We start from the raw sequence: 18,314 nt of genomic DNA on the forward strand, positions 1-18,314 counted from the left end.
AGGTCAGAACGACTCCTCTCCCGAAAGGCAGTTCTCGTGGCTGCGTTCCTCTACCGGCTGGGCGCCCTGGCGGCCCGGCGACGGCTGACCTTCCTGGGGCTGTCCCTCACCGCGGTCGCCGCGGTGCTGGCCCTCGCCCTCAGCTCACCGGGCTCGCTGGACAGCGGCAGCTCGATCCCCGGCTCCCCCGCCCAGGCCGCGCTGGAGAAGATGGAGCGGCACTTCCCCTCCGGCGGAGGGGTCGTGGGTGACGTGGTGTTCGTGGCCCCGGACGGCGCCCGCATGAGTGACGCGAACCTGAGGGCCCGGATGGAGGAGTCCCTGCAGCGCATCGGGACGCTCGCGGAGGTCGGTGAGGAACCGGAGTTCTCCGAGGACGGGCGGATCGCGCTGGCGTCGGTGACGTTCGACGTGCCCGGGGACGAGGACGTCGATCCGGCCCTGCAGGACGACGTGCGGGCGCTGGGCGCCGGTTTCGGCGCCGACGGCGCCCGGGTGCTCTTCGGCGGGGACGCGTTCGAGGAGGAGCACGCCCCGTTCGGGCCGACCGAGGTCATCGGCATCGGTGTGGCCCTGCTGGTCATGCTGATCACGTTCGGCTCGGTGATCGCGGCCGGGATCCCGCTGCTGACGGCCGTTCTCGGGGTCGGGGCCACGGTCGGCGGGACGCTGCTGGCGGCCAACGCCTTCGGGGTGAACATGAACGCGCTGACCCTTTCGATCATGCTGGGGCTGGCCGTCGGCATCGACTACGCGCTGCTGATCCTCTCGCGGCACCGTGAGCAACTGGCCCAGGGCCTGCCGGTCGCCGAGTCGATCGCCCGGGCCACCGCCACCGCGGGCAGTGCCGTGGTGTTCGCCGGCCTGACCGTGATCATCGCCCTGTCCGGGCTGATGGTGGCCGGGGTGCCGATGCTGACGTCGATGGGCCTGGCCTCGGCGGGCGCGGTGGCCGTCGCCGTGCTGCTCGCCCTGACGCTGCTGCCGGCCGTGCTCGCCCTGGCCGGTGAGAAGCTGCGGCGGGCACCTCGGGAGCCGAGAAGCCGCACGCCGTGGTCGGTGCACTGGGTGCGGGCCGTCATCCGCCACCCCCGCACCGTCGTGGCGGTCGTGGTGCTCGGCCTGAGCGTGGTCGCGGTGCCCGCGGCCCAGCTGGAGCTGGCGCTGAACGACAACGGTTCCACCACGGCCAGTTCCGAGCCCCGCCAGGCCTACGACCTGATCGCCGCGTCGTTCGGCCCGGGTGCCAACGGCCCGCTCGCGGTGCTGGTCGAGGGCTCGTCGCCGCAGGCCCTGGCCGAGACCGTCGCCGCCACGGTCGAGCAGGTGCCCGGCGTGGCCGGGGTCAGCCCGGTGCAGCTGGCGCCGGACGGGCAGGCCGCCCTGATCGGCGTCGTGCCGCGGACCGGCCCCCGCGAGGGCGCCACGAACACCCTGGTCTCGAACCTGCGCACCACCCTGGAACCGATCAGCGCCGCTGCCGGCACCTACGTCGCCGTCACCGGCCTGACCGCCGTCAGCATCGACGTCAACGACAAGCTCAACGGCGCCCTGCTGCCCTTCACGGTCGTGGTGGTCGGGCTGTCGCTGCTCCTGCTGATGATCGCCTTCCGCTCCTGGACGATCCCGCTCAAGGCCACGGCCGGGTTCCTGCTCTCGGTCGGCGCCGCGTTCGGCGCGATGGTCGCGGTGTTCCAGTGGGGCTGGCTGGCCGGTCCGCTGGGCGTGCCCTCCGAGGGACCGGTCGCCAGTTTCGTGCCGATCATCATCATGGCCGTGCTGTTCGGGCTGGCCATGGACTACGAGGTCTTCCTGGTCTCGGCCATGCGGGAGCACTACGCCCGGCACGGCCGGGCGCAGGACGCGATCCTGGCCGGGGCGCGGCACACCGGGCGGGTCGTGGTCGCGGCGGCCGCCATCATGATCTCGGTGTTCGTCAGCTTCCTGTTCTCCTACGACCCGAACATCATGCCGATCGCCTTCGCCCTCGGTTTCGGGGTGCTCGTCGACGCCTTCGTGGTGCGCCTCACCCTGGTGCCCGCGGTGATGCAGCTGCTGGGTGACCGGGCCTGGCGGCTGCCCCGCTGGCTCGACCGGGTCGTGCCGGCCATCGATGTCGAGGGACAGAACCTGAACCCGCAGAACGACGGACGCGGCGAACGGGAACCTTCTCCGGTCGCCTGATCACGGGGAGACCCGGACGACCCGGGCGCACGGGCGGGCCACCGGCCCGCCCGTGCCTACGCTGGTGACCATGACAAGAGGAGCACCATGACCGAGCGGCCCGACCGGGTGCTGGTCGTCGACGACGACCAGGGCATCCGCGACCTGCTCACCTCCGCCCTGACCTTCGCCGGTTTCGAGGTCGAGGTGGCCGGGGACATCCCGCAGGCCCTGGCCGCCGTGCAGCGCCGCCTCCCCGACGTGGTCGTGCTCGACGTGATGCTGCCCGGCGGAACCGGTTTCGACATCGTGCAGATGCTGCGCAGCCAGTCGATCGGGGTGCCGGTGCTGTTCCTGACGGCGAGGGACGCGGTGGAGGACCGGGTGCGCGGCCTGCAGCTGGGGGGCGACGACTACGTGGTGAAACCGTTCAGCGTGGTCGAGATCGGGGCCCGTCTGGAGGCGCTGCTGCGGCGCTCGCGCGGTCACGCCGCCGAGGCCGGGTCGGCGCTGACCCTGCACGACCTGAGCGTCGACCCGCTGCGGCACGAGGTGCGGCGCGGCGAGCGGCTGATCAAGCTGTCGCCCACCGAGTTCAAGCTGCTGCACTTCCTGATCACCCATCCCGGGCAGGTGCTCTCGAAGGGCCAGATCCTGGAAGCGGTGTGGCAGTACGACTTCGGCCGGGACTCCACCGTGGTCGAGCGGTTCGTCTCGCACCTGCGCCGCAAGGTCGACGAGGGCGAGACACCGCTGATCCAGACCGTCTGGGGCGTCGGCTACGTGTTGCGGGTCGAATCGTGACGCGGTTGCTGCGCCGCTGGCAGGCGGGCATCCGCACCCGGCTGATCGCGGGCTTCCTGCTGCTGTGCACGCTCGCCCTGGCCGTGAGCGCCACGATCACCGCGTACATGGTGAACGGCTACATCTTCGACCGGTCGGTGGAGAAGCTGCGTGACGACGCGCAGCGCATGGGGGCCCTGACCCGGTCGGGTCCGCAGGTGGTGAACGCCGACCAGTTCGACACCGTCTTCGGGCCCCCGCTCGGCATTCTCGGCCTCGACACCGGCGGCGAGGTGCTCTTCTCGATCGGCGAGAGCGACTCCCGCGAGAACGAGCTCGTGCGCCTCACGCAGGACGCCGCGCCCTACCAGGTGGTGGTGACCGACGACGACGTGGCCGGCGTGCGGGTGGTGACGCCGGGTCTGCGGGTGGGCCCGGTCGGGGACGGCGAGACGGTCGACGTGGCCTCGATGGTGCTGGTGAACGACACCGACATCGACAGCGAGACGATCTGGGACTTCGTCTACCGGATGGCCGCGGTCACCGGGGTCGCCCTGGTGGCGCTGTTCGGCCTGGGCCTGGTCGTGCTCCGGGTCGGGCTGCGCCCGCTCTCGCAGATGGTGCGCTCGGCCGACGCGATCGCCCGGGGGTCCCGCGAGGAGCGCCTGCCGATCTCCGACCTGGGCTCCGAGACCGACCGGTTGGCCGTCGCGGTGAACCGGGCCTTCGACGCGCAGGCCGAGGCCGAGGCCCGGGCCCGCACCTTCGCCGCGGACGCCTCGCACGAGCTGCGCACGCCGGTCGCGACGATCTCCGGCTGGCTGGAGCTGTACCGCCAGGGCGGGCTGCCGGGAGCGGCCGTCGACCAGGCGTTCGCCCGCATCGAAGACGAGGTGGCCCGGATCCGGCTCCTGGTCGAGGAACTCGGCCTGCTGGCCCGGCTCGACACCGGCCGCCCGCTCGACCTCGAGCCCCTCGACCTGGCGCAGCTCGCCGCCTCCATCGCCGAGGACTCGTCCATCATCTATCCCGACCTCGACCTCATCGTCGAATCCCCGCCCTCCCTGCCGGTTCTCGGCGACGCGGCCCGCCTGCAGCAGGTGCTGCGCAACCTGGTCGGCAACGCCGTGCAGCACACCCCGCCCGGCACCCGGGTGCGTCTCGTGCTGACCCAGGCCGGGCCCGAGGCCCGGGTGGCCGTCACCGACGACGGCCCGGGCATTCCCGCGGCGGACCTGCCCCGGCTGTTCGACCGGTTCTGGCGGGCCGAGGCCAGCCGCAGCCGCGACCACGGCGGTTCCGGCCTGGGCCTGGCGATCGTGCAGGCCATCGTGCGGGCGCACGGCGGCCGGGTGGGGGTGGTCTCCGAGGTCGGGACCGGCACCACGGTGAGCCTGTACCTGCCGACCGCACCTGGCGGCGTGCGACTTTCGTACCATGCCCACGCCGGGGCGGATCAGACGGAATGAGGTAGAGCCCGGCCGGGGCGGCCGACAGGATCGAGGAGTCAGAAACCAGCACTCACCGGGAGACTCGTCATGAAGAAGGTCCTGATCGGCATCCTCGTCCTCGGCGTCCTGGGCGTCGGCCTGCTCGCGGGCGGCGGCTACTTCGTCTACCGGCTCTTCAACCAGAGCACGGTCTCCCCCGAGGCCTACGAGGCGGTGCGGGTCGGCGACAGCCAGAGCTCGGTCGGCACCGCACTCTCCGACGCGGTCGCGTTCAGCGCCTCCGAGGTGTACGGCGACAGCACCACGAAGCCGGAACCCGTTCCCGAGGGCGCCACCTGCGAACACTACATGTCCGGCGACGTCACCGACGACGCCGGGAACGTCTACTACCGCTTCTGTTTCAGCGACGGGAAGCTCACCGAGAAGACCCGCATCGTGATCGCCTGAAGCGGGCGCTCAGCCCGTGAACCCGGCGGCGCGCAGTGCCTCGTCGATGCGGGCCCGGTGCTGCGCCTCCCAGGCGTCGAGCAACTCACCGGCCTCGCGGGCCAGCCGGGCCCGCGACGCCGCGAGCACCTGCGGCGCCCGGCCGGCCGGAACGACCACCACGCCTTCCTCGTCGGCCACCACGATGTCGCCGGGCCCGACGAGAACCCCTCCACAGGTGACGGTCTCACCGAGAGAGCCGAGTTCCTTCTTGGTGCCCGGGATCGGGACGACGCCCCGGGCGAAGACCGGGAAACCCGCCGCGCGCACCTCGGCGAGGTCGCGGATGACACCGTCGACCACGAAGGCCGCCACACCACGGCGCTGGGCCACGGCACACACGTTGCCGCCGGCCGGCGCATGGTCGAGGTCGCCCGACTCCACCACGATCACCGATCCGGGCTCGGCCCGGTAGATGGCCGCATGGAGCATGAGATTGTCGCCGGGGGTGGTCGCCGGGGGTGGTCGCCGGGATCTCGCGACAGCCGATCATCACGGCACGGTATCGAGGTACTAGCACCAATGGCCTATCCGGACATTGTGGACACTGACTCGCCGTGGCGCGTAGACAACTCCCTGTACGGAAACATTGACCGCGTGCCCTGGAGATGACCGTGAACCGACGCCTCGCCCAGCACTCCGCCGTCGCCGCGCTCGGGGTGCTGACCGCCCTGACGTTCGCCGCCGCCCCGGCCCGGGCCGCCGAGATCACCTGCGCCCCTGATCCTCACGAGATCGACGACCCGGCGCTCGGGGTGGGCGATCCGGTCGTCACCGCGTCGATCGCGGTGGGCGGCACGGCGTCGCGGGCCATCTGCCAGACCCGCGACCCGTTGCCCGGAAAGCACGCGCCGCAGGACGTGGACTACATCGGGTTCACCGCCACGCAGGGGCAGGCCTACACCGTCGACCTGGTCGCCGCGGGCAGCGGGCTGACCGATCCCTTCGTCGGCTTCCTGAAGCTGAACGACGACGGCTCGACGACGTCGGCGGTGCAGAGCTCGGCCTACGACGGGCGGCACTCCACCACCGTGCCGCTCGACGCGGGCCGCTACGCGATCCTGGTGGCCGACGGCAGCCAGGAGGGCTACCCCGACCACGTCCTGGGCACCAAGACCATCCAGGGCGAGGCCGGCACCTACACGGTGAAGCTCAGCGCGAGCGCGCCGCCGCCGGTGCTGAAGTCGGTGAAGATCACGCCGAATCCGGTCAAGGGCGGTGACAGTGCCACGGCGACGCTGACTTTCACCGGCCCGATCCTGCCCGGTGGCACCACCGCGCCGCTCTCGAGCAGCAACGCGTTCGTGGCCGGCGGCGCGGGCTCGCTGTTCGCCCCGGAAGGCGCCACCACGCTGAGGATCCCGATCCGCACCGGGCGGGTCTCCCAGGACACCCCGGTCACGTTCAGCGCCTGGGTCACGGGGGTCGGGCCGACGCTGAGCACCCAGCTCACCGTGCGCAGGTAGAGGAACAACCGCTTTTGGAGGACCACGTATCACATCAGTCCCGAGCCTCCTCATCTGTGGGTCATCACCCGACAAGAGGGAGCTGAAAGATGGGATGGTCCAGAGCGCTGCGCCGCACGGCGGCGGTGGTGCTGCTCATCATGGGGATCACCGTGGTCGGACAGACCGCGGCACAGGCGTCACCCGGGCCCAGCTGCACGGCAGGCGAGGAGTACCAGGCGACCGGCAACTACTACCTGGGCCTGGCTCAGGCCTACAGGGCGCTCGGCCTCTATTCGCAGGCGATCGACTACTCGAACGCGGCCACGTTCTACTTCCGCCTGGCCTACGTGAATCTGGCGGCCTGCTGAGGTCCCACCGATGGTTCCCTGGTGCCCGGCGGCCGGCCGGCCGTCGGGCACCGCTGCGCGGGGCGACCCGTTCCTCACCCAGGACCGACCGCCCCGGCCCGGTCCGCGTCCACCCCGCCGGGTCGTCTCAGTGCGCGTTCAGGGCCTCTACCGCCGCGGGGTAGCGGCCCTCGACCTCGGCCCGGCGCAGGAAGCTCACGGTCCTGACCAGGATCTCGTGCGCGTCGGGCTCGCTCTCCAGCAGCGCCATCACCTCGTCGGCGAATTCGTCGAGGGGCATGAAGTGCTCGACGTCCGAGCCCCCCGGGAGCAGCTCGGTGCGCACGGCGGGCGGGACGATCTCGATGACCTGCACGGGGGTGCCCGCCAGCTGCAGGCGGATCGACTCGGTGAACAGGTGCACGAACGCCTTGCTGCCGTTGTAGGTGGGGGTCAGGGCCAGCGGGACGTGGGCCAGGCCGGACGAGACGGTCACCAGGGCGGCCCGGGGCCGGGTGCGCAGGTGGTCGACGAAGGCGGCGATCAGGCGCAGCGGGCCGTTGACGTTGGTGTCGACGATGCTCGTCGCGTCGGCCAGGAAGTCCGGCCCGAGCACGTTCTCGGCCTTCATGATCCCGGCCATCGCGATCAGCACGTCCAGGTCGGGGTACTGCTCGAGCACCTCGTCGCGGGCCCGCAGCACCGAGGCCGGGTCGGTGGTGTCGATGACGACCGTGCCGAAGCCGTGCTGCTGCTTCAGCTCGGCGAGGAGCTGGGCGCGGCGACCGCCGATGATCACGGTGTTGCCCGCCGCCCGCAGCCGCACGGCCAGGGCCAGGCCGATGCCCGAGGTGGCGCCGGGGACGAAGATGGTGTTTCCGGTGATGTTCATGCCGTCGAATCTGCGGGCACCCGGTCCGGAACGGGAGAGGACCTTCGTTCGTAGGACTCCGGGTCCCTGGATCCGACGCCGGGGATCGGCCAGGGTGGGGACATGGATCGTCCCGCCCTGGCCACCTTCCTGCGCGCCCGTCGCGACGGCCTGCAGCCCGAGGACGTCGGGCTGCCCCCGGGCGTGCGGCGGCGCACGGCCGGGTTGCGGCGCGACGAGGTGGCGGCGCTGGCCGGGATGTCCACCGACTACTACGTGCGCATGGAGCAGGAGCGCAGCCGCCAGCCGTCCGAGCAGCTGCTGTCCGCGCTGGCCCGGGCGCTGCGCCTCGACAACGACGAGCGCGACTACCTGTACCGGCTGTGCGGGCAGTCCGCGCCCGAGCGCTCGCCGCTGGACACCCATGTGGCCCCGGCCCTGATGCGGGTGCTCGACCAGCTCACCGGCACACCCGCCCTGATCATCTCCAGCCTGGGCGAGACCCTGGTGCAGAACCGGCTCTCCCTCGCCCTGCACGGCGACCAGTCGCGCTTCACCGGCCCGGCGCGCAGCAGCGTCTACCGCTGGTTCACCGACCCCCGCGAGCGCGACGCCTATCCCCCGGCCGACCACGAGCACCAGAGCCGGGTGCAGGTCGCGCACCTGCGGGCCAGTTACGGGCTGGGCGGTGAGCGCTCGCGGGCGGGAGCGCTGGTTCGGGCGCTGCGCAGGGCCAGCCCGGAGTTCACGGCGATCTGGGAGCTGCAGGAGGTGGCCCGGCGGTTCGACGACCACAAGACGCTGGTGCACCCGGAGGTCGGTGAGATCGAGCTGGACTGCCAGGCCCTGTTCACCGAGGACCAGGGTCAGACGCTGCTGGTGCTCACCGCTGCTCCCCGCAGTGAGGCGGCGCAGAAGCTGGAGCTGCTGGCGGTGCTGGGCCAGCAGCGGTTCCGGCCGACTCCGGACGACGAGCTCAGCCGGTGAATCCCTGGGTGTAGGCGTCAATCTCGGCCATGAGCGTCTTCTTTCCGGCGTCGCTCAGGAACGACGCGGTGACGGCGGCGCGGGCGAGGTCGGCCACGCCGTGGTGGTCGAGGCCGAGCAGGCGTGCGGCCACGGCGTACTCCTCCTCGAGCGTGGTGCCGAACATGGGCGGGTCGTCGGAGTTGACGGTGACGGTGACGCCGGCCTCGACCAGGCGGGCCAGCGGGTGCTCCTCGATCGAGGCGACGGCGCGGGTGCGCACGTTGGAGGTCGGGCAGACCTCGAGCGCGATGCCGTGCGTGGCGAGGTGCCGCATCAGGGCCGGGTCCTGCGCCGCCGCGATCCCGTGACCGATGCGTTCGGCACCCAGCTCGTTCAGCGCGTCCCACATCGTCTGCGGCCCGGTGGTCTCGCCGGCGTGCGGGACGCTGTGCAGACCGGCCGCGCGGGCGGCGTCGAAGAACGGGCGGAACTGCGGCCGGGGCACGCCGATCTCGGGCCCGCCGAGGCCGAAACCGACCAGGCCGTCCGGGTGTTCGTCGAGAGCGAGGCGCAGGGTGGCCTCGGCGGCGGGCAGGCCCTCCTCGCCGGGGATGTCGAAGATCCAGCGCAGGTCGATGCCGAAGTCGCGGGCGGCGGCCGTTCTCGCGTCTTCGATGGCGGCGCACACCGCGGGGGCCGGGATGCCCCGGCGCACGTGGGAGTACGGGGTGACGGTGAGCTCGGCGTACCGGACCTGCTGGCGGGCCAGTTCGCGGGCGACCTCGTAGGTGAGGGTGCGCACGTCCTCGTCGTCACGGATCAGGTCCATGACGCTGAGGTAGACCTCGATGAAGTGGGCGAAGTCCTTGAACGCGAAATAGTCGGCCAGGGCGGCCGGGTCGGTGGGCACCGGCGAGCGGCCCTCGTGGCGGGCGGCCAGCTCGGCCACGATGCGCGGTGAGGCCGAGCCGACGTGGTGCACGTGCAGCTCGGCCTTCGGCAGCCCGGCGATGAAGGTGGTCAGGTCGGTCACGGGTTCTCCTGGAGCTCGGATGCGCGGCGGGCCACATCCTCTCAGCCTTGAGATCCGGCCGGAGCTGCCGATATGACCGGTGTGGCCAGCTCGCGACGCAAACCGGTACGCGGGCGCCCCACCCTGCGGCGGCGATGGCAGGCCCTGGTCCGGCACCGGGTGAAGCCGGTGGTCATCGGTGGGGCCGCCCTGACCGCGGCCGCGACCGCGACCCTGGGGCTGGTGCTGCACGGCCTGATCGACGACGTGCCGCCGGCGCCGCGTCCGCTGGGGGCGACGCTGCCGCTGGACTGGAGGGGTCTCGCCTGCGCCGTCGACACCGCGGATGCTTCCGACCCCGACCTCGTCACGCACGTCTTCGACGCCGAGCAGCGGGCCAACGCCCGGATCATCGTGCGGACCGCGGCCCGGCTGGACCTGCCGCCCCGGGCCTGGATCATCGCGCTGGCCACCGCCATCCAGGAGTCGAGCCTGCGCAACCTCGACCACGGCGACGTCGTCGGCCCGGACTCGCGCGGGCTGTTCCAGCAGCGCGCCGCCTGGGGACCGGACCGGGCCCGGATGAACCCGGCCGCCGCGACCCGCCTGTTCCTGACCGGCGGACGCGGCGGGCAGGCGGGCCTGACCGATATCCCCGGCTGGCAGGACCTTTCGCTGTCCCGGGCGGCTCAGGCCGTGCAGCGCTCCGCGCATCCGGAGGCGTACGCGAGCCACGAACTCGAGGCGACCGCCCTGGTCCTGGAGAACACCGACGACCCGGTGACCGCCGCGTCCCTGCGGGCCGCCTGCACCCGTCCCGCCTGAGACCGCCTTGCCTGCACGCTCCCGCCTGAGACCCGTCCCGCCTGGAACAGGGCGTTCAGCCCTGGGCCGTGGGCCGCACCACGATCTCGTTGACGTCCACGTCGTCCGGCTGATCGATCGCGAAGGCGATGGCCCGGGCGACGGCCGACGCGTCGATCGCGACCTCCTGCACCTGGTCCCAGGTCGCGACGCCGTCCGGGTTGCTCTCCGGGGGACGCTCCCCCACGAACTCGGTGCGGATCATGCCGGGCGAGACCGCGGTGACCCGGATCGAGGGGCCGGCCTCCTGGCGCAGGGCCTCGGAGATCGTGCGCACGGCGTTCTTGGCCCCGGCGTAGATCGCCTGTCCGGCCACGATTCTCAGGCCGGAGGTCGAGACGGTCTGCACGAAGTGGCCGCCGCCCTGCTCGCGGAAGACCGGCAGGGCGGCGGTGATCCCGTACACGACGCCCTTGAGGTTCACGTCGATCATGTCGTCGACCTGCTCGTCGGTCAGGGTCTCGATCGGGGCGACGGTGGCGACCCCGGCGTTGCTCACCAGCACGTCCATCCGCCCGAAACGGTTGCGGGCCAGGGAAATCAGGGCCTTGACGTCCTCGCGGCGGCGCACGTCGGTGACGGCCCAGGCCACGTTCTCGGCGCCAGTGTTCTCGCCGCCAGCGTTCTCGGCGCCAGTGTTCTCGCCGCCGGCGTTCTCGGCGCCGACGCTCTCGCCGCTGATGCGGGCCGCGACCTGCTCGAGCCGGTCGGCGCGACGGCCCCCCAGCACCAGACGCGCACCCTGCCCGGCCAGCAGCTCGGCCGTGGCCGCGCCGATCCCGCTGCCGGCTCCGGTGATGACGACGACCTTGCCTGCGATGCTCACGGTTCCTCCAAGTGGACACGTGTCCGTTTGACTCACCCACCATAAGCGGACGCGTGTCCGGTTGGCCAGCGGCACAATGGCCGGGTGACGAGTTCGACAGGATCGACGGGACGGCGCGCGGACGCCGAGCAGAACCGCGCGCGCATCGTGGAGGTGGCCCGGGCGGCCCTGACCCGCAGCAGCGACGCGGCGCTCAACGCGATCGCGAAAGAGGCCGGGGTCGGGCAGGGCACGCTCTACCGGCACTTCCCCACCCGTGAGGCCCTGCTGGTCGAGGTCTACCGCACCGATCTGCGTGACCTGCTCGACGCCGCCCCCGGCCTGCTGCGCGAGCACGCGCCCGACGTGGCGCTGCGGCGCTGGCTCGACCGGCTGGCCGCCTACGGGCGGATCAAGCACGGCGCTGCCCAGGCGGTGCGGGCCGCCACCCGGGCCGACCTGTCGGCCGAGTACTACGCCGAGACCGTCGCCACCATCGGGCTCCTGCTCACCGCCGGGCAGGACGCCGGGTCGCTGCGCCCCGACACCGACGCCGAGGACGTGCTGCTGCTGGTCGGGTTCCTGTGGCGGGTGCCGAACGAGGACTGGGAGGCGCGCACGGCGCTCCTGCTCGACGTGGTGATGGACGGGCTGCGGTGCTGACCGGGCCTACGATTCGCGGCATGGATCAGCGGTGGACGGGAAAGCGGTGACCCGGCAGGTTCTGGAGGTGGGCGGCTCGAACCGGGCCCCGCTCGAGCGGAGCTCGGCCCGCCGCGCGGTGATCGCCGGGGTGCTGGTGCTGGCCGTCGCGGGAGCCTTCGCGGGCTGGCGGATGCACACCGCCGCGGGTCACCGCGCGACCCAGCAGGCGGCGTTCGAGCAGGCGGCGGGTGCTCTGGCCGGGGCCGAGGGAGTCCGCTACCAGGACGGGACCTTCGACGTCCGGATCACCTCGGGCGGGGCGTTCACCGGCACGGCCGTGCTGCGCAGCACGCCGACGCCGGTGATGCGGGTGGCCGGCGAGACCTACATCGAGGCGTCGGCGCTGCTCGTCAACGCCCTGACCGACAGCAGCGACGAGACCCGGGGCGCCTGGGTGCACGTGGGGCCGTTCGCGGCCGCCCGGCTCGAGTCGCCGTTCCGGGCCTACGCCGACCTGCCCGCCTCCCCCACCGACCTGGCCGACCGCGTGCGCCGGGAGCTCGGGGCCGGGACCACGACGTTCGCCGGCGATCTGGAACGCCGGAGCTACCAGGGCACCGACGTGTGGGAGGCGGACACCGCCCTGGGGCCGGTCCGGATCACCGCCGACGCCCCGCACCGTGTGTTCACCGTGCCCTCGCAGCTGGTGGCCCCCGACGACCGCTCGGTCTCGACCGAGGGCACGATCGACGTGCTCGACGCCGCGACCGTGAGCGCCACCAACGGCGAGGTCGCCGACCAGGTGCGCGACGCGTCCCCACGGGTGCTGGACCTGGCGTACGCGATCGCGCTGGAGCAGGAGTCCGGCCCGGACTGTTTCACCGATCCGGCGGTCTGCACGGCGGCGAGCACCGCCACGGTCAGCGTGCGCCCGGGTGAGAGCCCGGCGGACGCCGAGCGGGTGCGGGTCACCTACTCGGCCACCATGGGCACCGCCGGCCGGAAGATCGGGTCGTGCACGTCGTCCCCCGTTCTCGAGGTGGGCGCACCCGAGACGATCAGCTGCGAGCACCGCAACACCGCCCGGGCACTGCGGGGGGCCGACGTCCTGTCCTACGAGATGACCTCCAAGGCAAGGGTTTTCACGTCGCTGGACGCGACGGGGATCATCGCCGGCCTGACGCCCTAGGTCACGGCGCCGGCTCGAGCACCGGGCGGGCGAGGGCCTCGTCCACGTCGTCCGGGGCCTGGCGCTCGTCGACACCCGACATCCGCAGCAGGTCGACGGCCAGCCCGCGGATCTGGCCGATCATCATCGCCGAGGCCAGGCGGGGTTCCTCGCCCAGCGCCTCGCCGGCGGTGCGGGCCGCGTGCAGGACCGTGGGCACGACCGTCGTCCCGGTACCGGTCCCGAGCAGCACGCCGAGATCGGTGACCGCCCCGGACAACTCACGCAGAGCCTGCTCGAGCGGGGCCGGCAACGGAGCCCCGCTGCGGGCGACCACGACGCCCGAGCGGGCCAGCACGCGCAGGTTGCGCACGGCGTAGTCGAGGTGGCGGACGGTCTTCTCGAAGTCCGGGCGGTCGCCGTTCCGGCGCCGGAGCCAGGACGTCTCGCGCACGGCCTGCATCCCCGAGCGCAGCGCGTCGATGCGGGCGTCGAGTCGGCGGGCCTGCTCGAGGGCGTCGAGGGCGGCCGGGACCTGGCCACCGGACGCGGCGGCCCGGACGGCGTCGAGAACCTGGCTGACGGCGACCAGGGTGGAGCGCAGGTCCTCGCGCAGGTGTCGCGCCGGGGCCCGGCCGGTGAAGGCCTGGCTGATCACGAGGGCGCAGCCACCGCCGATGACGACGTCGACCAGGCGCGCCGAGACCCCGGAGGGGGCGACCGCCGGCCCGACGGCGACGTAGAGCGCGGAGACGGACCCCTGCACCACGACGACCGCGTTGGCGCTGGTGAGAACGGCCAGCAGGCTGAGGACGAGGACCGACCCGGCGACCGTGACCAGGGGCTCGTCGGTGAGCAGGCGCAGCAGGTGCGCGGTGAGGATGCCGACGAGCACGCCGCCCCAGACCTCCAGGGCGCGGCGCACCCGCTGGCCGCGGATCTGCCCGAGCACGAGCATGGTCGAGGCGGGGGCGAAGAAGCTCTCCGGCCGGACGCCGAGAATGCTGGTCGCGATCAGCCAGGCGATGCTGGCGGCGATCACCGACTCGGTCACGAAGAGCCAGCTTCCGGAGAGTCTCCGGTGGAGCAGTGCCACGAGTTCGAGCCTCCGCGGTGGTGGTGGGGATGCGGGAGGCGGCACTGCGCTCCGGTTCAGGACCAGGAACGACCCTACGTGTTCAGTACGGCGGCCCCGTCCGCTTCCTGCACCCTTACGGCGCGCTTTTACCCGGCCGAAACCGGATGTTGACGTGGCTCCTAGGCTGAGGTCCGCGAGCGGTGCAGCAGCCAGACGAAGTACGGCGCCCCGATCAGCGCCATCATCAGCCCGGCCGGGATCTGCGACGGGGCGATGACCGAGCGGCCGATCGCGTCCGCGACCACCACGAGCAGACCGCCGATGAGCATCGCGACCGGCACGATCCGCCCGTGCCGCACACCGACCAGGGCGCGGGCCAGGTGCGGGGCGACCAGACCGACGAAACCGACCACACCGACGGCGATCACGCTGACGGCGGCGACCGCGGCCGCGGTCGTCAGGAGCACCAGCCGGGCGTGCTCGCGGCGCACGCCGAAGATCTGCGGGGTGTCCTCGTCGATCGCGAGAAGGTCGAGCTGACGGCGCATCCCGAACACCAGCGGGGTCGCGACGAGCAGCACGGCGAGCACCGGGAGCACGTCCGGGGCGGTCCGGCCGTAGGTGGTGCCGGACAGCCAGGTGAGGATGCGCGGCGTGTCGTACGGATCGGCGCGCAGCAGCAGGAACGTGCTGAGACCGGTGAGCGCGTAACCGCATCCGATCCCGATGAGCAGGAACCGGTCGGGCAGGAACCCGCCGCGCCACGACAGCGCGGCGATGAGGGCGAACGTGCCCAGGCCGAGAGCGACCGCCATGACGATCAGGGTGGGACGCCCGCCGGGGACGCCCGAGGTCACCACGATCACCGCGCCGAACCCGGCGCCGGCGGTGATGCCGAGGATGCCCGGTTCGGCCAGCGGGTTGCGCACCGTGCCCTGCACCACGGTCCCGGACAGCGCGAGCGCGGCCCCCGCGGCGACGGCGGCGGCGACCCGCGGGGCCCGGTCGTCGAGGGCGCGGGCGATCAGGTCGGGGGCGCTGCCCTGGATCCACAGCCCGATGTCGCCGACGCGCAGCCACAGGCTCCCGGCCAGCAGGCCGACCGTCGCGGCGAAGACGAGGAGCACGGCGACGACGACCGTCACGGTGACGAAGCGGCCCCGGGAACGGACGGCGACGTGGGCACGCGGCGCCGAGCCCATGTCCCGCAGCCGCAGGGCGAGGACGACGATGACGACGGCGCCCAGCAGCGAGGTCGGGATCCCGGTCGGGATCGAGGCCGCGGCCTGGGCGCCCATGACCGCCCGCAGCACCACGTCCGACAGCAGCACCAGCAGGGCGCCGGCGAGCGCACAGGCCGGGATCAGGAAGACGTGACGGCTCAGGACGCCGATGCGGCTGGCGGCCAGGCGCACGGCGACCGGCGCGGCCAGGCCGACGAAGGCCAGCGGACCCGCGAGGGTGACCGCGACCCCGGTCAGCAGCACCGCGCAGAGCACGGCCAGGATCCGGGTCGAGCGCACCGGGACGCCCAGGGAGGCGGCCGCGTCGTCCCCCGTTCCGAGAACGTCCAGGCGCCGTGACAGCAGGAGCGCCACGACCAGGACGACGGCGATGACGGGCGCGGTGCGGGTGGCGGCGTCGAGGTTCAGCTGCGCGAGAGATCCACTGCCCCAGGCGTACAGGCCGGTGGTGCCCTCGCGGAACAGGATCAGCAGGGTGGCCGAGGCGGCGTCGAGGGCCATCGCGACGGCCGATCCGGCGAGGATCAGGCGCGTGGAGGCGGCGCCCGTTCCCGCGCCGGCCAGGCCGAGGACGACAGCGGCGGCCAGGATCCCGCCGGTGAAGGCGACGGTGCCGGAGGCCCACAGCGGCACGGTGATCTGGAACGCGGCCACGACGGTGAGAGCGAAGTACGCGCCGCCGGTGACCGCGAGGGTGTCGGGCGAGGCGAGCGGGTTGCGGGTGACCGACTGCAGCAGGGCCCCGCCGGTGCCGAGCGCGACGCCGACCGCGACGCCGGCGAGGACCCGGGGCAGGCGCGAGCCGGTCAGGACGTCACCGACCGGGACCCCGCCGACGCTCTCGCGGGCCCCGAGGGCGTAGCGCAGGAGGTCCCAGAAACCGACCCCGGACGTGCCCTGGGTGATGTGCCAGGCCCCGGTGACGACGACGACGGCGAACAGGGCGGTGAGCACGGCGGCCCCGCTCGCGCCGCGGCCGATCCCGATCCCGGGAAGCGGCCGCGGCGCGGGGGTTTCGCTCACTTGGCGGTGAGGATGTTCACGTAGGCGTCGATGGCCTGCTCGTTCGACTTCGGGCCGCCCGCGCCCCAGACGCTGTTCGGGAAGGCGTGCGCGCGTCCCTCCTTGACCGAGGGCAGCGCCTTCCAGATCGGGCTCTTCTCGAGCTCGGTGACGTAGTTGTCGGCGGTGCCGTCGTTGGCGTAGAAGAGCGTCGCGTCACCGACGGCGGTCAGGCCCTCGATGTCGGTCTGGGCCAGGCCGTAGGACTTGTCGACGCCACCGCTGCCGTAGGCGGTGTTGATCTCGTCGGTCCAGGCCGAGGTCATGCCGAGCGCCTCACCGATCTCGGTGAACAGCGCGCCCTTGCCGTAGGGGCGGATGACGACGTTGCTGCCCTCGATCCAGCCGTCGAAGAACAGGAAGTCGGTCGGCTTCACGCCGGCGTCGGCGACCTTCTGCTTGGCGTCGGCGAAGTGCTGGTCGAACTCCTTGAGCACCGCGTCGGCCCGCTCGGTGCGCCCGGTGGCCTCCCCGATCATCGAGAAGACCTCCTTCATGTTGTCGATCTGGCCGGAGGCGTCGGCCCCGACGGTGGCGAGCACCGGGACGCCGCGCTTCTCGAGCTTGGCCAGCAGCTCGTCGTCCTTCTGGTAGACCTCCATGACGATGAGGTCGGGGTCCGTCGCGTAGAGGGCGTCGAGGTCGGGCTCGCCGCGCTCGCCGACGCTGACGGCGTCCTCCGGGAGCTTCTCGGCGGTGACGTACTGCGTGTAGCCGTCGGGCGAGGCGACGCCGACCGGGTTGACGCACAGGGTGATCAGGTCTTCGGTCTGCTGCCACTCCAGCACCGCGACGCGCTCGGCGGGCTTGTCGAGCTTGACGGTGCGGCCGACGCCGTCGGTCATCTCGACCGGGCCGGTCGCGGTCTCGGTGGTGTCGTCGGCGCAGGTCTGCGAGGCGGGGGTGCTGACCGCAGCGGCTTCCTCGACGTCCGTGGTGCCGCAAGCGGCGAGCGCCAGGGCGATCACGGCGAGCGACGCGGCGCCGGAGGCGCGGCGGTTGAGGGAGATCATGCGAGTGTCTCTTTCGGGGTGATCGGGAGAGTGCGGACGACGGGGTGCCGTCCCAGGGGATCGATGCGCAGGCGTCCGGTTCCCGGCTCGGTGGTGACCTCGACGGGCAGGCCGTAGACCTCGGTGAGGTGCTCGGCGGTGAGCACCTCGCGCGGGGTGCCGGTGGCGTGGACGCGCCCGGCGTGCAGGAGCACGAGGGTGTCGGCGATGCGGGCGGCGTGGTCGAGGTCGTGCAGGACGATCCCGACGGCCACGCCGCGCTGGTCGGCGAGGTCGCGGACCAGGTCGAGGGTCTCGACCTGGTAGCGCAGGTCGAGGTGGTTGGTGGGTTCGTCGAGGAGGACGACGTCGGTCTCCTGGGCGAGGCAGGCGGCGAGCCAGACGCGCTGCATCTCGCCGCCGGACAGTTCGCCGACGGGCCGGGCGGCCTTGTCGGTGGTGCCGGTGGCGTGCAGGGCGCGCTCGATCGCCTCCCGGTCGTGCGCGGACGGGCCACTGAAGCGGCGCCGGTGCGGATGACGCCCGAACGCGACGACCTCGCTGACCGTCAGCCCGTGCGGTGCGTGGCGCGACTGGGTGAAAAGCGTGACCTTCCGGGCGAATTGGCGCACGCTGAGGGCGGCCGCCGATTGCTCGTCGAGGAGCACGCGGCCGGTCTCGACGCGGTGCAGTCGGGCGAGGGCGCGCAGCAGCGTGGACTTGCCGCTGCCGTTCGGCCCGACCAGCGCCGTGATCCGCCCGGGTTCCAGTCCCAGGGAGACCCCGTGCACCACCGTGGTGCGGCCGTAGCGGAGAACGAGCTCCTCGCCGCGCAGGATGGCGGCCGGGGTGGACATGGATCGGGCTCCGTGAGGGTAGGCAAACCTTACCTGACGGAGATTAGGCGGGAGGAGGGATTGTCGACA

General features: G+C 72.6%; 17 protein-coding genes and 1 pseudogene. 10 read left to right on the forward strand and 8 right to left on the reverse strand.

The window, feature by feature from the left end; all coding sequences use genetic code 11:
- Positions 1-36 precede the first annotated feature (36 nt).
- The 4 genes from J2S57_RS32890 to J2S57_RS32905 all read left to right on the forward strand — a co-directional run bounded on the left by J2S57_RS32890 (position 37) and on the right by J2S57_RS32905 (position 4,844).
- A complete protein-coding gene (locus tag J2S57_RS32890) occupies positions 37-2,184 on the forward strand; it encodes an MMPL family transporter (RefSeq protein WP_307250048.1) in 2,148 nt (715 codons plus the stop codon).
- An 87-nt stretch (positions 2,185-2,271) separates the two neighbouring features.
- Entirely contained in the window at positions 2,272-2,967 is a 696-nt protein-coding gene (locus tag J2S57_RS32895; RefSeq protein WP_307250050.1) for a response regulator transcription factor, read from the forward strand.
- Complete coding sequence (locus J2S57_RS32900) at positions 2,964-4,415, forward strand: sensor histidine kinase (RefSeq protein WP_307250052.1); 1,452 nt, start codon at positions 2,964-2,966, stop codon at positions 4,413-4,415. Before J2S57_RS32895 ends, J2S57_RS32900 begins: the two co-directional genes overlap by 4 nt.
- 69 nt (positions 4,416-4,484) lie before the next feature.
- Positions 4,485-4,844 carry a hypothetical protein gene (locus J2S57_RS32905; RefSeq protein WP_307250054.1) on the forward strand — a complete coding sequence of 120 codons (360 nt, stop codon included), beginning with the start codon at positions 4,485-4,487 and terminating at the stop codon, positions 4,842-4,844.
- 9 nt (positions 4,845-4,853) lie between these two features.
- Here J2S57_RS32905 and J2S57_RS32910 read toward each other — a convergent pair.
- Positions 4,854-5,330, reverse strand: a pseudogene (locus J2S57_RS32910) (RraA family protein); the annotation flags it as partial.
- Positions 5,331-5,497: 167 nt separating this feature from the next.
- Here J2S57_RS32910 and J2S57_RS32915 point away from each other — a divergent pair.
- Together J2S57_RS32915 and J2S57_RS32920 are read left to right on the forward strand one after the other, a co-directional pair.
- Positions 5,498-6,349: a hypothetical protein gene (locus tag J2S57_RS32915; RefSeq protein ID WP_307250057.1), complete on the forward strand. Its 852-nt coding sequence runs from the start codon at positions 5,498-5,500 to the stop codon at positions 6,347-6,349.
- 89 nt (positions 6,350-6,438) lie between these two features.
- The gene (locus J2S57_RS32920) at positions 6,439-6,699 is read left to right on the forward strand and encodes a hypothetical protein (protein WP_307250059.1); all 261 of its coding nucleotides are present in this window, start codon (positions 6,439-6,441) and stop codon (positions 6,697-6,699) included.
- A 127-nt stretch (positions 6,700-6,826) separates the two neighbouring features.
- Here the strand turns inward: J2S57_RS32920 and J2S57_RS32925 are convergent, their stop codons facing one another.
- A complete protein-coding gene (locus J2S57_RS32925) occupies positions 6,827-7,570 on the reverse strand; it encodes an SDR family oxidoreductase (protein ID WP_307250061.1) in 744 nt (247 codons plus the stop codon).
- Between the two features lie 102 nt (positions 7,571-7,672).
- Here J2S57_RS32925 and J2S57_RS32930 point away from each other — a divergent pair, with 102 nt between their 5' ends.
- Positions 7,673-8,536, forward strand: a complete 864-nt coding sequence (locus J2S57_RS32930; protein ID WP_307250063.1) for a helix-turn-helix transcriptional regulator — start codon at positions 7,673-7,675, stop codon at positions 8,534-8,536.
- On the opposite strand, the gene J2S57_RS32935 is transcribed toward J2S57_RS32930, so the two are convergent.
- Complete coding sequence (locus tag J2S57_RS32935) at positions 8,526-9,551, reverse strand: adenosine deaminase (protein WP_307250066.1); 1,026 nt, start codon at positions 9,549-9,551, stop codon at positions 8,526-8,528. The two genes, J2S57_RS32930 and J2S57_RS32935, sit on opposite strands and share 11 nt — an antisense overlap.
- 81 nt (positions 9,552-9,632) lie before the next feature.
- Here J2S57_RS32935 and J2S57_RS32940 point away from each other — a divergent pair, with 81 nt between their 5' ends.
- Positions 9,633-10,355 (forward strand): hypothetical protein, encoded by a 723-nt coding sequence (locus J2S57_RS32940; protein ID WP_307250068.1) that lies wholly within the window; start codon positions 9,633-9,635, stop codon positions 10,353-10,355.
- 55 nt (positions 10,356-10,410) lie between these two features.
- On the opposite strand, the gene J2S57_RS32945 is transcribed toward J2S57_RS32940, so the two are convergent.
- The gene (locus J2S57_RS32945) at positions 10,411-11,220 is read right to left on the reverse strand and encodes an SDR family oxidoreductase (RefSeq protein ID WP_307250070.1); all 810 of its coding nucleotides are present in this window, start codon (positions 11,218-11,220) and stop codon (positions 10,411-10,413) included.
- An 84-nt stretch (positions 11,221-11,304) separates the two neighbouring features.
- Between J2S57_RS32945 and J2S57_RS32950 the strand changes: the two genes are divergently transcribed.
- A complete protein-coding gene (locus tag J2S57_RS32950) occupies positions 11,305-11,862 on the forward strand; it encodes a TetR/AcrR family transcriptional regulator (RefSeq protein ID WP_307250072.1) in 558 nt (185 codons plus the stop codon).
- Between the two features lie 31 nt (positions 11,863-11,893).
- Entirely contained in the window at positions 11,894-13,033 is a 1,140-nt protein-coding gene (locus J2S57_RS32955; protein ID WP_307250075.1) for a hypothetical protein, read from the forward strand.
- 1 nt (position 13,034) lies between these two features.
- On the opposite strand, the gene J2S57_RS32960 is transcribed toward J2S57_RS32955, so the two are convergent.
- From J2S57_RS32960 to J2S57_RS32975, 4 genes are all read right to left on the reverse strand, one after another.
- Entirely contained in the window at positions 13,035-14,108 is a 1,074-nt protein-coding gene (locus J2S57_RS32960; protein WP_307250078.1) for an FUSC family protein, read from the reverse strand.
- A gap of 161 nt (positions 14,109-14,269) precedes the next feature.
- Complete coding sequence (locus tag J2S57_RS32965; RefSeq protein ID WP_307250080.1) at positions 14,270-16,357, reverse strand: iron ABC transporter permease; 2,088 nt, start codon at positions 16,355-16,357, stop codon at positions 14,270-14,272.
- Complete coding sequence (locus J2S57_RS32970; protein ID WP_442358353.1) at positions 16,354-17,406, reverse strand: iron-siderophore ABC transporter substrate-binding protein; 1,053 nt, start codon at positions 17,404-17,406, stop codon at positions 16,354-16,356. The genes J2S57_RS32965 and J2S57_RS32970 overlap by 4 nt, the downstream gene beginning before the upstream one ends.
- The gene (locus tag J2S57_RS32975; protein ID WP_307250084.1) at positions 17,406-18,245 is read right to left on the reverse strand and encodes an ABC transporter ATP-binding protein; all 840 of its coding nucleotides are present in this window, start codon (positions 18,243-18,245) and stop codon (positions 17,406-17,408) included. Before J2S57_RS32975 ends, J2S57_RS32970 begins: the two co-directional genes overlap by 1 nt.
- Positions 18,246-18,314 lie beyond the last annotated feature (69 nt).

It is taken from the genome of Kineosporia succinea (assembly GCF_030811555.1).
GTDB lineage: Bacteria > Actinomycetota > Actinomycetes > Actinomycetales > Kineosporiaceae > Kineosporia > Kineosporia succinea.